Below are 13,739 nucleotides of genomic sequence, written 5' to 3'. Positions count from 1 at the left end.
TCGCAACTGTTATCCCTCAAGCGCGCGCTACTACTCGCCCTCGCGGCTCCACGGGAAGAGATTGGCCGGAAAGTCTGCTGCGTAGCGCCTGCCCCTCGCGGGCGGCGGCGGTGCGTCCGGTGGATTCGGATTGGGTTCGACCATCCGCCGATAGAGATGCCAGGTGGCATGACCGAGCACCGGAAGAACGACGGCGAGACCAACGAAGAGCGGCAGCGAGCCGATCACGAGCAGCGCCGCCACGATGAGGCCCCATCCGGCCATCGCAACCGGATTCGCCGCCACCGCTCGCAGCGAGGTGCGGATCGCGTCGATCGCGGTCGCATGCCGGTCGAGCATCAATGGAAATGACACGACGCTGACGCACAATGCCACAACCGCAAACAGGAAGCCGACACCGCAACCGATGATGATGAGCGACCAACCTTCCGGCGTCGTCAGCACGCGCGTTGCGAAGTCGGGGATGCTTGCGGCCGCCGCATGACCGAAGATTGAGACATAGATCGCGTTCGCGACGCCGATCCAGGCCCCGAACAGGACCAGCAGGAGCACGCCGAGTTCGATCATGGCGCCGAACGACGGTGCGCGCAGCACCTTGATCGCATCCCACGCTTCGACCTCCTCGCCGCGCTCACGACGGCGGCTGAGTTCGTAGAGACCGATCGCAGCAAAAGGACCGATCAAGGCAAAGCCGGCGGCCAGCGGAAACAGTAGCGGCAGCACCGAATAGCCGAGCACCATCCTGAACAGGACGAGACCGAGAACGGGATAAATCAGGCACACGACGATCGCGTGACTCGGCATCGCCTGGAAATCCTCCCAGCCCAGGCGCAGGGCCTCGGTCAGGTCGGACAAGCTGATCTTGCGAATGGGATACGAGGCTGCTTCACCGAATACGTGCCGCCTGACGATGTGGTGGGAGTAGAGAGTGGCCATGGACGGACCTCCCGTGCTGAAGATCGCGGTTTTCGACAACACGCGCTTTCCAGCCACGCGTGTCCGCCGGACGAGCAGGAAACGCGATGGGTCAGGTACGGCAACCCAGGTTCAGCGAACGAGCCTGGCCGGACGGAACCCGTCGCGACCTTACCTCCCAAGCTTAGCGCGCGCGGGGCATGGCTGCACTCACGGTTGGGTGAATTGTGCACCAGCACCGACTTGTGCGTTGCACCACCCAGACGCGACATGCGCACCTCATGCTTTGTCGGTTTGCCCAGCCTGGCTATCGCACCACTTTGGGGCACCCACACTGCTCTATTGACGCCGGATCAGGCTGGGATCATTTTAGACGCAGACGCCCTTAGAGTTGATGGTCGCGAGCGTTCTCTTGAATTTCGCGACCAGTGGAATGGGCGAAGCAAGAGGCCGGCGATGGCATAGATGCCAACCAGAAAGGCCAGCCATCGCGACAGACATGAGCTCCGCCCTGGATTCGTATCCGTAGCCTTCGATGGCAAGGATGGATCAGGATGGCTGTCGCACTGATACTGCTTCTGGTCGCGATCGGCTCGGTGCTGTTTCATATCTACAGCCCGTGGTGGTGGACGCCGATCGCAACCAACTGGGCCTATATCGACCACACCATCAACATCACGTTCTGGATCACGGGCTTCGTTTTCGTCGCGGTGATCGCCTTCATGGCTTACTGCGTCTTCCGCTTTCACCACAAGGAGGGAAGACGGGCCGACTACAATCCGGAAAACAAAAGGCTCGAATGGTGGCTGAGCGTCGGGACCGGCGTCGGCGTCGCAGCCATGCTCGCGCCTGGCCTCGTGGTCTGGCACCAGTTCGTGACGGTGCCTGCGGATGCCACCGAGGTCGAGGTCATGGGCCAGCAATGGCAGTGGAGCTTCCGCCTTCCGGGCAAGGATGGGCAGCTGGGCACAACCGATGTCCGCAACATCGCTTCCGACAATCCGATGGGTCTCAATCGTGACGACCAACACGCGCAGGACGACGTCGTCATCGAGAACGGCGACCTGCACCTTCAAGTAGGCAAGCCGGTCAAGGTTCTCCTCCGCTCGGTTGATGTCCTGCACGATTTCTACGTGCCCGAATTCCGGGCCAAGATGGACATGGTTCCGGGCATGGTGACCTACTTCTGGATAACGCCGATCCGAACCGGAACGTTCGATGTTCTCTGTGCGGAGCTTTGCGGCGCAGCTCACTATCAGATGCGCGCCAAGGTCATCGTCGACGAAGAGCGTGAATATCACGCCTGGCTGGAGCAACAAAAGACGTTCGCAGAATTATCGCCGGCAAAAGCCGTCGTGAAGGCGACGTATCAACCCGGCGGCAAGTAGCAAGCTGCCGCCGCGAAGATGGATCGGGTGCAATGAGGCCGGGCCTCATCCCCGATGGAAACGACCGAGGAGGTTTTTATGGTCGATATTCCATATGAAGGGATCCGAGGCATCCCGCCTGCCGAAGTACCCGATGTCGAGCTCTATCATCCGCGGAGCTGGTGGACACGGTATGTCTTCTCGCAGGACGCCAAGGTAATCGCCGTCCAGTATTCGCTGACCGCGACCGCCATCGGGCTCGTGGCCTTGGTGCTGTCGTGGCTGATGCGGTTGCAACTGGGATTCCCCGGCACCTTCTCTTTCATCGATGCCAATCAGTACCTCCAGTTCATCACCATGCACGGGATGATCATGGTGATCTATCTGCTCACCGCGTTGTTCCTGGGCGGATTCGGCAACTACCTGATCCCGCTGATGGTCGGCGCCCGGGACATGGTCTTTCCGTATGTGAACATGCTGAGCTATTGGGTCTACCTGCTCGCAGTCCTGGTGCTGGCCTCGACATTCTTCGTGCCCGGCGGCCCCACCGGCGCCGGCTGGACGCTCTACCCGCCGCAAGCAATCCTGTCCGGAACGCCAGGGCAGGATTGGGGCATCATTCTCATGATGTCGTCCCTGATCCTGTTCATCATCGGCTTCACGATGGGCGGGCTGAACTATGTGGTGACGGTGCTGCAGGCGCGCACACGCGGCATGACGTTGATGCGCCTGCCCCTGACGGTCTGGGGCATTTTCACGGCGACCGTCATGGCGCTCTTGGCATTCCCTGCACTGTTCGTTGCCTCGGTCATGCTGCTGCTCGACCGTCTTTTGGGCACCAGCTTCTTCATGCCTTCGCTCGTCGAGATGGGCACGCTGTCGAAATATGGCGGCGGCAGCCCGCTGCTCTTCCAGCACCTGTTCTGGTTCTTTGGCCATCCCGAAGTCTACATCGTCGCCCTGCCCGCGTTCGGCATCGTCTCCGATCTGATCAGCACGCATGCGCGCAAGAACATCTTTGGTTACCGCATGATGGTCTGGGCGATCGTGGCCATCGGCGCGCTGAGCTTCATCGTATGGGCGCACCACATGTATGTGAGCGGCATGTTCCCGCAATTCGGGTACTTTTTCGCCACCACGACGCTCATCATCGCGATCCCCACCGCCATCAAGGTCTACAACTGGGTGCTGACGCTTTGGCGCGGCGACATTCACCTCACGGTGCCGATGCTGTTCGCGCTCGGCTTCATCATCACCTTCGTGAACGGCGGGCTCACCGGCCTCTTCCTCGGCAACGTCGTCGTCGACGTACCGCTCTCGGATACCATGTTCGTGGTCGCGCATTTCCACATGGTGATGGGCGTGGCACCGATCATGGTCGTGCTCGGCGCGATCTATCATTGGTACCCCAAGGTCACGGGACGGATGTTGAACGAGACCCTGGGCAAGTTTCACTTCTGGGTCACCTTCTTGGGTGCCTACCTGATCTTCTTCCCCATGCACTATCTCGGACTGCTCGGCGTTCCGCGCCGGTATTTCGAACTCGGGGATGCGACGTTCATCCCGTCTTCGGCCCATTCGCTGAACGCGTTCATCTCGGTGGTGGCCTTGACCGTCGGCTTCAGCCAGATGGTGTTCCTGTTCAACCTTGCTTGGAGCTTGTTCAAAGGTGAGCCCTCAGGCGGCAACCCGTGGCGGGCGACGACGCTGGAGTGGCAGACGCCGGAGACGCCCCCGGGGCACGGCAACTGGGGCAAGGAGCTTCCGGTCGTGTACCGCTGGGCCTATGACTACAGCGTGCCAGGCGCCGCCGAGGACTTCATTCCGCAGAACCAGCCGCCGCGCGCGACGCAGCTCGTTCAGGGAGGCGCTTCGTGAGCGCCATCATCCTGTTCCTGGCAGTGCTTGCGGTAATCGCCGGATGGTGGCTGTCGCAGCAGCGGCTGACGGCCAAGCCCTGGCTGGAGGAAGGCCCGGTCGGTGACTTCCCCGGCGGCGATGCCATGGCCTGGCCGGCAGCGAAGGTGGGACTTGGCGTGTTTCTCGCTGTCGCGAGCGCGTTATTCGTCCTCTTCATCAGCGCCTACTCGATGCGCATGAGCGTGGCGGACTGGCGGCCGCTGCCGGTACCGCGGCTGCTGTGGGTCAATACGGGTGTCCTGGTCATGAGCAGTGTCGCGCTGCAATGGTCCTACGTGGCCGCGCGACGATACGATGCGGAAGGCGTCATGATCGGTCTGCTCGCGGGCGGAGCATCCGCCGTGATTTTCCTCGCCGGACAGCTCCTGGCCTGGCAACGGCTCGGGGCCGCCGGATATTTGGTGGCGTCCAACCCGGCGAACTCCTTCTTCTACCTGTTGACCGCAGTGCACGGGCTGCATCTGACGGGCGGTCTGGTGGCCTTGGGCCGAACCTCGGCCAAGATGTGGCGCGGCGCCGAGATCGCCGAGATGCGCTTGAGCGTGGAGCTGTGCGCCATCTACTGGCACTTCCTGCTGCTGGTCTGGCTCGTCCTGCTCGGTCTTCTCACGGGCTGGACCGACGATTTCGTCAACATCTGCCGCCAATTGCTGAGCTAGGGAGGCGAGACCAGATGGCTGAGACCCTGCTGACAGATCCGGGCCAATCGCCTGCGCGGCTTGAAGGCTGGCGCGGCATCGCCGCCGACTGGGCGTCCGATCAGCGCGCCTTCAAGAACGTGTCCTGGGGCAAGGCCATGATGTGGATCTTCCTCCTCAGCGACACCTTCATCTTCAGTTGCTTCCTGCTCTCCTACATGACGGCGCGCATGTCGACGACCGTGCCGTGGCCGAATCCCAGCGAAGTCTTCGCTCTCAACATCGCCGGCAAGCACATTCCGCTGATCCTGATCGCCATCATGACGTTCATCCTGATCAGCAGCAGCGGCACCATGGCGATGGCCGTCAATTTCGGCTACCGCCGCGATCGCGTGAGAACCGCAATCCTGATGCTGGTCACTGCAGCCTTCGGCGCAACCTTCGTCGGAATGCAGGCCTTCGAATGGACCAAGCTGATCATGGAGGGCGTCCGGCCCTGGGGCAATCCATGGGGTGCCCCGCAATTTGGCGCGAGCTTCTTCATGATCACCGGCTTCCACGGCACCCATGTGACGATCGGCGTGATCTTCCTGATCGCCATTGCGCGGAAGGTCTTTCGCGGCGACTTCGACGTCGAAAGGCGCGGCTTCTTCACGAGCCGCAAGGGGTATTACGAGATCGTCGAGATCACGGGCCTGTACTGGCACTTCGTCGATCTCGTGTGGGTGTTCATCTTTGCATTCTTCTATCTTTGGTGAGGTCGGCGCATGACAAACGCGGCGGTACACATGGAAGGACAGCTCCACGCTCCGGCGCATGGCGCAGTCGCAACGGCAGCCGTTCACGCCAAGGGTCAACAGCACCCGATCAAGCTCTACCTCGTGGTCTGGGGCTGGCTGTTCGTCCTCAGCACGTGCTCCTACCTCGTCGACTACTTTGGCCTGCACGGCTATCTGAGGTGGTCGCTGATCCTGTTGTTCATGGTGTTGAAGGCCGGCCTGATCGTCGCCGTCTTCATGCACATGGCCTGGGAGCGGCTGGCCTTGGCCTATGCCATCCTGTTGCCGCCGATCGCGGTATTGGTATTTGTGTCGATCATGGTGCTCGAATCCGAATACACGCACTTCCTGAGGGTGCTGTTTTTCGCAGCCCCGTCATAGGGCCCACCGTCGCTCAAGCTGGAGTTCAGCCCTCGAAGGCGTCGATCGACGCCTTGCTGCCGCGCGAGACCAGCGTCTCGTCCGGCGCCGGCAGCGGCTCGCCCTTGTCGCGGAAGCGGTTGGTGATGGGATAGCGCCGGTCGCGACCAAAGTTCCTCGCCGTCACCTTCACCCCGGGCGCGGCCTGGCGGCGCTTGTATTCGGCAACGTTGAGGAGATGGTCGATGCGGGTGACCGTCTCGCGGTCGAACCCGGCGGCGATGATCTGGTCGAGCGGCTCCTCGCGTTCGACCAGGCGTTCGAGGATCGCATCGAGGACCTCGTAAGGGGGCAATGAATCCTGATCGGTCTGGTTCTCGCGCAGCTCCGCGGTCGGCAGACGCGTGATGATGTCTGGGGGGATGACCTCGCCGGCAGGACCGAGCGCGCCATCCGGCTTCCAGAGGTTACGCAGCGCCGCCAGCCGAAACACCTGCGTCTTGTAGATGTCCTTGATGGGGTTGAAGCCGCCATTCATGTCGCCATAGAGCGTGGAGTAGCCGACCGACATCTCCGACTTGTTGCCCGTCGTCACCACCATCAGGCCGGTCTTGTTGGAGATCGCCATCAGAAGCGTGCCGCGGGTGCGGGCCTGGAGGTTTTCCTCGGTGATATCAGGCGGCAGGTTCTTGAAGATGCCGGACAGGATGGTCTCGAACCCGTTCACGGCTTCCGCGATCGGCAAGACTTCGTAGCGAATGCCGAGATGGCCGGCGAGCTCGCCGGCATCGGCAATCGAGTGTGCTGCCGTATAGCGGTAAGGCAGCATCACGCCGTGCACCTGGTCGGCGCCGAGCGCATCGACCGCGATCGCCGCGCAGAGCGCGGAATCGATGCCGCCGGAAATACCGAGCAGCACGCCGGGAAAGCCGTTCTTGCCGACATAGTCGCGCAGGCCCAGCACGCAGGCGGCGTAATCGGCCTTGTCGCCCTCGGGCAGTTCGGCAATCGGTCCGGTGCAGCGCCAGTCGTCGCCGTTTCTGGTGAAGCGCAGCGTGACGATGCTCTCTTCGAAGGCCGGCAATTGCGCCGCAAGCGAGAGATCGCCGTTGAGGGCGAAGGATGCGCCGTCGAACACAAGCTCGTCCTGGCCGCAAACCTGGTTGAGATAGAGCAGCGGCAGCCCGCTCTCGGTCACGCGTGCCACCGCGACCGAGAGGCGCACGTCGTTCTTGTCCCGGGCATAAGGCGAGCCGTTCGGCACCAGGATGATCTCGGCGCCGGTCTCCGCCAGCGTCTCGACCACGTTCTCGTAGTCCTCGGATTCCTCCAGCCAGATGTCCTCGCAGATCGGCACGCCGATGCGAACGCCGCGCACGGTGACGGGACCGGCAGTAGGGCCGCGCGAAAACAGCCGCTTCTCGTCGAACACGCCATAGTTCGGCAGATTGCACTTGAACCGCAGTGCGGCGATGCGGCCCCCGTCGAGCAGCGCGCAGGCATTGTAGAGCCTGCCCTCCTCGACCCAGGGCGTGCCGACCAGCATCGCCGGACCTCCGTCGGCGGTCTCGCGCGCGAGCGTCTCGATGACGGCGCGGCAGGCGGACTGGAACGCCGGCTTCCGTACCAGGTCCTCCGGCGGATAGCCGGCGATGAACAATTCCGGAAACAGCACGAGATCGGCGCCGTCAGCGGCAGCTCGCGCACGCGCCGCGCGGACCTTGCCCGCATTGCCCTCCACGTCGCCCACCGTCGGATTGAGCTGGGCGAGCGTGACCGCGAATGTGTTGAGACGTTCGGTCATGGCGCTCTCGCTGTCACCTCTCCCGAAGAGGTCGGATTGCATCGAAGATGCAATCCGGGTGAGGGATTACGGTCTCTCGTGGGACCCACGCCCCCTCACCCGCGTTGCGCTCGACGATGCACATCGCGAGACGCAAATCGACCTCTCCGCGTTGGGGAGAGGTGAAGGAGCCTCGGGCACCGACGCTCAATCGACTATCTCCGCGTCTTACAGGAACCCCAACCGCTCGACGACGGCAAAGATCCAGAACGCGCCGGCCATCAGCAGCGCGACACCGACGGCCGCCGAGCCCATGTCCTTGACCCGCCCGATCTGCTTGTCGTGATCCATCGTCAACCGGTCGGCGAGCTTTTCGATCGCCGTGTTGAGCAGCTCGACCACGAGGACGAAGGCGACGGCACAGACCAGCTCGACCGCGCGCATCGCGGTCGCGCCGATGAACCAGGCGAGCGGCACCGACAGCAGCAGCGCAAAGATCTCCTCGCGGACGGCCTGCTCCGATTGGAACGCAAAGGCCAGACCGTTGCGGGAATTGATCGTGGCCTTCCAAATCCGCAGCAAGGTCTTAGAGCCCCGCTGCGGCCGGAATCGGCTGCACCTTGCCGGCGCGCTCCTGTTTGAGGAGCTCGGCGACCAGGAAAGCCATATCGATGGATTGCTCGGCATTGAGGCGGGGATCGCAGACCGTGTGGTAGCGGTCGTTGAGATCCTCGTCCGTGATCGCGCGGGCGCCGCCGAGACATTCGGTGACGTCCTTGCCGGTCATCTCCAGATGCACGCCGCCGGCGTGGGTGCCTTCGGCGGCGTGGATCGCGAAGAACGACTTGACCTCGGACAGGATGCGGTCGAACGGTCGCGTCTTGTAGCCCGACGTCGAGGTGATGGTGTTGCCGTGCATGGGATCGCACGACCAGACCACCACCCGGCCCTCGCGCTTCACGGCGCGGACCATGTTCGGCAGATGCTCGCCGATCTTGTCGGAGCCGAAACGGCCGATCAGCGTCAGCCGGCCCGGTTCGTTGTCGGGGTTGAGCACGTCGATCAGCTTCAAGAGCTCGTCCGGCTTGAGCGACGGGCCGCATTTGAGCCCGATCGGGTTCTTGATGCCGCGGAAATATTCGACGTGGCCATGATCAAGCTGGCGGGTGCGGTCGCCGATCCAGATCATGTGGCCCGAGGTCGCGTACCAGTCGCCGGTGGTGGAATCGACGCGGGTCAGGGCCTGCTCGTAACCGAGCAGCAGTGCCTCGTGGCTGGTGTAGAAATCGGTGGCGCGCAGCTCGGGATGGCTCTCGAGATCGAGGCCGCAGGCGCGCATGAAATTGAGCGCGTCCGAGATGCGGTCGGCCAATTCCTTGTAGCGGCGGGACTGCGGACTATCCTTCAAGAAGCCGAGCATCCATTGATGCACGCTGCCGAGATTGGCGAAGCCGCCGGTGGCGAAAGCGCGGAGCAGGTTCAGCGTCGCCGCCGACTGGCGATAGGCCATCAGCTGGCGCTGCGGATCCGGCACGCGCGCTTCCTTCGTGAAGGCGATGTCATTCACGATGTCGCCGCGATAGCTCGGCAGCTCGACGCCACCCACCTTCTCGGTCGGCGAGGACCGCGGCTTGGCAAACTGGCCGGCGATGCGGCCGACCTTCACCACGGGGACAGCGCCGGCATAGGTCAGCACCACCGCCATCTGCAGCAGCACGCGGAAGAAGTCGCGGATGTTGTTGGCGCCGTGCTCGGCGAAGCTCTCGGCGCAGTCGCCGCCCTGGAGCAGGAAGGCGTCGCCGGCCGCAACGCGGCCCAGCGCCTTCTTCAGATTGCGCGCCTCGCCCGCGAACACCAGCGGCGGAAAGGTCGCAAGCTGCGCCTCGACGTCGGCCAATGCCTTGGCGTCGGGATAATCGGGCACCTGTAGAACCGGCTTGCTGCGCCAGGACTCGGGCGTCCACCGCTCGGACATCGCAATCTCTCCGTGAAGCAAAAAGTACAACCTGATCTAGGGGTTGCGAGGGTCGCCTTATACACAGGCTGGCTCCCCGCCGCCAGTTGTAAATCCATTTCGCACCGCAACCCTTGCGGCGAAAGCCAAATTCGCATTTGCTGGGGATGGCTAAGAAAACTGGCAGGACAGCTTCTGCCCATGGGCGCGGCACTGGACGACGTTTTCATCGACGAAATCAGCTTTCCGGCAACCGACGGCTATGCGCTGACCGGCACCCTGTTCCTGCCGCGCGGCGTCAAGCGCCACGCCGTCCTGATCAATTCAGCGACCGCCGTGCCACGCAAGATTTATCGGGGCTTTGCCTCCTACCTCGCCCATCGGGGCTGCGCGGTGCTGACCTACGACTATCGCGGCATCGGCGACTCCCGGCCGCCGGCGATGGTCGGCTACAACAAGCCGAAATCGCTGGCCGGCTTCAAGGCCTCGATGTCCGACTGGGCCGCGCTCGACGTCACTGCCGCGGTCAGCTGGATGCGCGAGCGCTATAGCGCCCTGCCGCTTGCCTATGTTGGCCATTCCTTCGGCGGTCAGGCGCTCGGGCTGATCGCGAACAACAGCGACATCTCGCGCGCCGCGCTCGTGGCTTCGCAAGCGGCAACTTGGCGGCTGATGACTTCGCCGGAGAAATACCGCGTCTACGCCTTCATGAACTTTGTTGGCGTGCCGCTGGCCCACGCGCTCGGTTACGCGCCGGGCTGGGCCGGTGTTGGCGAGGATTTGCCCAAGGGCGTGTTCCTGCAGTGGGCCGAGTGGGTCTCGAGCCCGCGCTATCTCTTCGATTCAAAACTGCCGGCCCTCGAGAACTTCGCCAAGTTCAAGGGCGAGCTGCGCGCGCTATGCTTCTCCGACGATCCCTGGGCCACGCGTCCCGCGGTCGAGCTGCTCGCGAGCGGATTCACCGCAACCAAGCCGGAGGTGCTGACGGTAAAACCGTCCGATATCGGCGCCAAGGCCATCGGCCATTTCGGCTTCTTCCGCCCCGAGCACCGCGACACGCTGTGGCGCGGCCTCGCGGAATGGATCCAGGGGGAATGACCCTGGGGCGCCAGCGAGGACCAATTTTGGTTGAATCGATGCCAGCTGCGAGTCCACCTCTCGCGTAGGGAGAGGTGAACCGAGCAAATCGACCGAGCCGCAACTCGTCATTCTTTAACGAATGATCGTCGTCATCGACGAGTAGCGCCTGTTCGGCTTGGCGTCACCCGGCGCAAACTGCGCGAAGGCGTCGCTGACGCGGACTGCCGGCGGCGTGTCGCTCGCAAAACGAAATTCCTTCGGCCCCGGCGCATAGAAGCTGGCACTGTAATAGGCGTCGTCGAAGCGCGTCTCGCCGGTCCCGAACAATGTGTCGCAGACGAACAGGAGCGCGTAGACTCCCGCGACCGCTGCGACGATCTCCCTGAAAATTGACATGCTGATGCCCTGCCCTTTTGCGGGCAGGATGCCGATCGGTTCCAAAGCTCTGGTTTAAAGCGCCGTGCTTCTTGTCCTCAGCGTTTGCCGCCGCTGGACCGATTGCCGACAATTTTATCGATCTTGAAAGAGAGCCCGCCCGACCGGACGATCAGGCGAGCTCCAGGATTGGCCGCTCGGGAGGTATTCAGGCGGCCGGGTTGATCAGCCGTGGCCGGCCTCCTTGCGATGGCCGCTCTCGCTGAGCCGGTCGACCCAGGCGATGCCGATCGCCGAGATGATGAAGGTCATGTGGATCAGCACCTGCCACATCACGCCAGTCTCGGTGAAATTGCTCCGCGTGGTGCCGAGATTGCCGGCCTCGATGAAGGTCCTGAGCAGCGAGATCGAGGAAATGCCGATGATCGCCATCGCGAGCTTGATCTTGAGCACGCTGGCATTGACGTGGCTGAGCCATTCCGGCTCGTCTGGATGCCCACTCAGGTTCAGGCGGGAGACGAACGTCTCGTAGCCGCCGACGATCACCATCACCAGCAGATTCGAGATCATGACGACGTCAATCAGCCCGAGCACGACCAGCATGATCTGCTGCTCGCTGGCGTCGAACGAGTGCGCGACCAGATGCCAGAGCTCCTTCAAGAACAACAGCACATAGACGGCCTGCGCGACGATGAGGCCGATATAGAGCGGCAATTGCAGCCAGCGCGAGCCGAAGATCAGCTTCGGAAACAGGCCAATCGGCGGCTGCGGCGCGGCCAGCGCCGAAGGTGCTTTGAGTTCAGACGTCATTGATCACTCCGGATTGCAGACAGGCGAGCGTCTCAGAGACTCGCGATGACAGGCGCGAGCTCGAGCGAGCCCCGATAGATCATCTCGAACGCGACGTAAATGATGATGGCGAGACCGACATAGGCGACCCAACGATGCTTCTGGAGCACGCGGCCGAGCAGATCGGCGGCGATGCCCATCATCGCAACCGACAGCAACAGGCCGAAGACGAGAATGTAGGGATGCTCGCGCGCAGCGCCCGCGACTGCGAGCACGTTGTCGAGCGACATCGAGACGTCGGCCGCGACGATCTGCACCGCCGCCTGGCCGAAAGTCTTTCGCTGCACCGGCGCAGCATCCGCGCCGCCGCCATGGCTGAGCACGAGCTGGCTCGAATGCCCGGACTGCTCGCGCAGCTCGCGCCACATCTTCCAGCACACCCAGAGCAACAGCACGCCGCCGGCGAGCAGCAGGCCGATCACTTGCAGGAGCTGGGTCGCGATGCCGGCAAAGACGATGCGCAGCGCAGTCGCAGCGATGATGCCGACGACGATGGCCCGGCGGCGCTGCTCGGCCGGCAGACCCGCCGCGGCAAGACCGATCACGACGGCGTTGTCGCCGGCGAGCACGAGGTCGATCAGGACGACTTGGAACAGCGCGGTCAGCGCCTCGGGAGTGATGAATTCAGTCATGTTTGATCTTTCTTCGATGCCGACGGATCAAGCCAATGCGGCTTGCGGCGCTCGATCCAGTCGAAGACCTTTGAACGGGAGGAGCGCAGCGCAGGCACGTCCTCGGCGAGCAGCGCGAGGCCGAGCGGCAGCATCCAGACGCCGAGCACCGGCAGGAAGGAGAGCACACCGCCGACGACCAGCAGCGTGCCCGAGGGAATCCTGACCCAGCGGCTGGACGGCTTGAGCAGATAGGTGAATGTGTCGCCCATGCGCGGTGGCAGGCGGCGGACGAGCTTGGCCAGGCGCGGGTCTCCACCGGCGATCTGGCCGGTGGTGCCCTCGGTTTCCGTGGTGCGCCCGTCCGAAACCGTGCTCATGCTTACTCCTTCAAGGCGGCCTGCAGCTCGGCGCGCGCCGCGCTCGGCACGACCGGCTTGGCGCGCGGCAGCACCAGCGTCAGCAAGCGCAACAATTTGATCGCCTGCACTTCGTGGGGATGTACGTCCTCATCTGCGGCGGCAACGCGCTCCGACAGCTCCATCAGATGGGACGAGAGCGGCAGATTCGAAACCGGCCGCAGCGTGTCGATCACGACATTGGCAAAATCCGGTTCTGCAAGCCGTTCGGCGAGTTCATCGAACATCGCACAGAGCCGTTCGTCCGACATGTGCGGCGCCAGCTTGCGATCCCGGATGAAACGAACCACCTCGTCGCGTTCGACCGGCGAGACGCGGCGGTCGGCAACCGCGACCAGCGCGCCTACGATCACCAGCGCGACCGCGGCCTGCTCGTTCAGGCTGAACGGCTCCGCGATCTCGATCGGATGTGAGGTTTTGGCGTCAGACATCGTAGCTCCCTTAACTTGCGAAATGGCCGCACGGAGTTGCGATGGAGACGAATGGTCGGAGGGAACGAAAAGGGGCCCGACAATCGGCCGATCCATCGCATTCGCGCGGGACAGGTCATCCGACATCACGAGGTTTGCCGACATCTGTCGGCGTCCTCGCCAGAGGGGCCCGGATTCTTGTTCGTCCCAGAGATAACGGCAGGTCTGTCGGAATCAAGGCGATACGACTGCGACCAGCCGCCGCATCGGTTCCGTGTT

The 13,739-nt window shown here is 63.2% G+C and carries 15 protein-coding genes; 6 read left to right on the top strand and 9 right to left on the bottom strand.

What is annotated here, in order from left to right:
- Positions 1 to 30: 30 nt before the first annotated feature.
- The gene (locus P6U28_RS09515; protein WP_122403846.1) at positions 31 to 936 is read right to left on the bottom strand and encodes a DUF2189 domain-containing protein; all 906 of its coding nucleotides are present in this window, start codon (positions 934 to 936) and stop codon (positions 31 to 33) included.
- Positions 937 to 1,469: 533 nt separating this feature from the next.
- Here P6U28_RS09515 and P6U28_RS09510 point away from each other — a divergent pair.
- The 5 genes from P6U28_RS09510 (at position 1,470) to P6U28_RS09490 (ending at position 6,000) form a co-directional block, all read left to right on the top strand.
- Complete coding sequence (locus tag P6U28_RS09510) at positions 1,470 to 2,303, top strand: cytochrome c oxidase subunit II (protein ID WP_122403847.1); 834 nt, start codon at positions 1,470 to 1,472, stop codon at positions 2,301 to 2,303.
- Positions 2,304 to 2,381: 78 nt separating this feature from the next.
- Complete coding sequence (locus P6U28_RS09505; protein ID WP_407122098.1) at positions 2,382 to 4,160, top strand: cbb3-type cytochrome c oxidase subunit I; 1,779 nt, start codon at positions 2,382 to 2,384, stop codon at positions 4,158 to 4,160.
- Entirely contained in the window at positions 4,157 to 4,861 is a 705-nt protein-coding gene (locus tag P6U28_RS09500) for a cytochrome c oxidase subunit 3 (RefSeq protein ID WP_122403848.1), read from the top strand. The genes P6U28_RS09505 and P6U28_RS09500 overlap by 4 nt, the downstream gene beginning before the upstream one ends.
- 14 nt (positions 4,862 to 4,875) lie before the next feature.
- On the top strand, positions 4,876 to 5,598 hold the full coding sequence (locus P6U28_RS09495) for a heme-copper oxidase subunit III family protein (RefSeq protein ID WP_122403849.1): 723 nt from the start codon (positions 4,876 to 4,878) through the stop codon (positions 5,596 to 5,598).
- 9 nt (positions 5,599 to 5,607) lie between these two features.
- On the top strand, positions 5,608 to 6,000 hold the full coding sequence (locus tag P6U28_RS09490) for a cytochrome C oxidase subunit IV family protein (RefSeq protein ID WP_162500331.1): 393 nt from the start codon (positions 5,608 to 5,610) through the stop codon (positions 5,998 to 6,000).
- A 25-nt stretch (positions 6,001 to 6,025) separates the two neighbouring features.
- Here P6U28_RS09490 and P6U28_RS09485 read toward each other — a convergent pair whose 3' ends face one another.
- The 3 genes from P6U28_RS09485 to P6U28_RS09475 all read right to left on the bottom strand — a co-directional run bounded on the left by P6U28_RS09485 (position 6,026) and on the right by P6U28_RS09475 (position 9,737).
- Positions 6,026 to 7,783, bottom strand: a complete 1,758-nt coding sequence (locus P6U28_RS09485) for an NAD+ synthase (RefSeq protein ID WP_407122096.1) — start codon at positions 7,781 to 7,783, stop codon at positions 6,026 to 6,028.
- 207 nt (positions 7,784 to 7,990) lie between these two features.
- Entirely contained in the window at positions 7,991 to 8,344 is a 354-nt protein-coding gene (locus tag P6U28_RS09480; RefSeq protein ID WP_122403852.1) for a diacylglycerol kinase, read from the bottom strand.
- A 4-nt stretch (positions 8,345 to 8,348) separates the two neighbouring features.
- Positions 8,349 to 9,737: a class II 3-deoxy-7-phosphoheptulonate synthase gene (locus P6U28_RS09475; RefSeq protein ID WP_407122094.1), complete on the bottom strand. Its 1,389-nt coding sequence runs from the start codon at positions 9,735 to 9,737 to the stop codon at positions 8,349 to 8,351.
- Between the two features lie 180 nt (positions 9,738 to 9,917).
- Here P6U28_RS09475 and P6U28_RS09470 point away from each other — a divergent pair, with 180 nt between their 5' ends.
- A complete protein-coding gene (locus P6U28_RS09470; protein ID WP_407122093.1) occupies positions 9,918 to 10,814 on the top strand; it encodes an alpha/beta fold hydrolase in 897 nt (298 codons plus the stop codon).
- A gap of 114 nt (positions 10,815 to 10,928) precedes the next feature.
- Here P6U28_RS09470 and P6U28_RS09465 read toward each other — a convergent pair whose 3' ends face one another.
- From P6U28_RS09465 to P6U28_RS09445, 5 genes are all read right to left on the bottom strand, one after another.
- Positions 10,929 to 11,192, bottom strand: a complete 264-nt coding sequence (locus P6U28_RS09465) for a hypothetical protein (RefSeq protein WP_122406732.1) — start codon at positions 11,190 to 11,192, stop codon at positions 10,929 to 10,931.
- Positions 11,193 to 11,396: 204 nt separating this feature from the next.
- The gene (locus P6U28_RS09460; protein ID WP_122403854.1) at positions 11,397 to 11,981 is read right to left on the bottom strand and encodes a TIGR00645 family protein; all 585 of its coding nucleotides are present in this window, start codon (positions 11,979 to 11,981) and stop codon (positions 11,397 to 11,399) included.
- Positions 11,982 to 12,013: 32 nt separating this feature from the next.
- Positions 12,014 to 12,652 (bottom strand): TerC family protein, encoded by a 639-nt coding sequence (locus P6U28_RS09455; RefSeq protein WP_122403855.1) that lies wholly within the window; start codon positions 12,650 to 12,652, stop codon positions 12,014 to 12,016.
- Complete coding sequence (locus P6U28_RS09450) at positions 12,649 to 13,011, bottom strand: hypothetical protein (protein ID WP_407122092.1); 363 nt, start codon at positions 13,009 to 13,011, stop codon at positions 12,649 to 12,651. The genes P6U28_RS09455 and P6U28_RS09450 overlap by 4 nt, the downstream gene beginning before the upstream one ends.
- A 2-nt stretch (positions 13,012 to 13,013) precedes the next feature.
- The gene (locus P6U28_RS09445; RefSeq protein WP_122403857.1) at positions 13,014 to 13,481 is read right to left on the bottom strand and encodes a TerB family tellurite resistance protein; all 468 of its coding nucleotides are present in this window, start codon (positions 13,479 to 13,481) and stop codon (positions 13,014 to 13,016) included.
- Between the last annotated feature and the right edge of the window lie 258 nt (positions 13,482 to 13,739).

It is taken from the genome of Bradyrhizobium sp. STM 3561, from assembly GCF_045571455.1.
GTDB classification, from domain to species: Bacteria; Pseudomonadota; Alphaproteobacteria; order Rhizobiales; family Xanthobacteraceae; genus Bradyrhizobium; species Bradyrhizobium vignae.
Note: the sequence above shows the minus strand (reverse complement) of the source record. Positions and strands in the feature narration are given on the sequence as shown.

What these genes read in the sequence shown, in the direction of transcription:
- P6U28_RS09515 (WP_122403846.1), bottom strand. Translation starts at nt 936, where the DNA reads ATGGCCACTCTCTACTCCCACCACATCGTCAGGCGGCACGTATTCGGT.
- P6U28_RS09510 (WP_122403847.1), top strand. Translation starts at nt 1,470, where the DNA reads ATGGCTGTCGCACTGATACTGCTTCTGGTCGCGATCGGCTCGGTGCTG.
- P6U28_RS09505 (WP_407122098.1), top strand. Translation starts at nt 2,382, where the DNA reads ATGGTCGATATTCCATATGAAGGGATCCGAGGCATCCCGCCTGCCGAA.
- P6U28_RS09495 (WP_122403849.1), top strand. Translation starts at nt 4,876, where the DNA reads ATGGCTGAGACCCTGCTGACAGATCCGGGCCAATCGCCTGCGCGGCTT.
- P6U28_RS09490 (WP_162500331.1), top strand. Translation starts at nt 5,608, where the DNA reads ATGACAAACGCGGCGGTACACATGGAAGGACAGCTCCACGCTCCGGCG.
- P6U28_RS09485 (WP_407122096.1), bottom strand. Translation starts at nt 7,783, where the DNA reads ATGACCGAACGTCTCAACACATTCGCGGTCACGCTCGCCCAGCTCAAT.
- P6U28_RS09475 (WP_407122094.1), bottom strand. Translation starts at nt 9,737, where the DNA reads ATGTCCGAGCGGTGGACGCCCGAGTCCTGGCGCAGCAAGCCGGTTCTA.
- P6U28_RS09470 (WP_407122093.1), top strand. Translation starts at nt 9,918, where the DNA reads ATGGGCGCGGCACTGGACGACGTTTTCATCGACGAAATCAGCTTTCCG.
- P6U28_RS09465 (WP_122406732.1), bottom strand. Translation starts at nt 11,192, where the DNA reads ATGTCAATTTTCAGGGAGATCGTCGCAGCGGTCGCGGGAGTCTACGCG.
- P6U28_RS09460 (WP_122403854.1), bottom strand. Translation starts at nt 11,981, where the DNA reads ATGACGTCTGAACTCAAAGCACCTTCGGCGCTGGCCGCGCCGCAGCCG.
- P6U28_RS09455 (WP_122403855.1), bottom strand. Translation starts at nt 12,652, where the DNA reads ATGACTGAATTCATCACTCCCGAGGCGCTGACCGCGCTGTTCCAAGTC.
- P6U28_RS09450 (WP_407122092.1), bottom strand. Translation starts at nt 13,011, where the DNA reads ATGAGCACGGTTTCGGACGGGCGCACCACGGAAACCGAGGGCACCACC.
- P6U28_RS09445 (WP_122403857.1), bottom strand. Translation starts at nt 13,481, where the DNA reads ATGTCTGACGCCAAAACCTCACATCCGATCGAGATCGCGGAGCCGTTC.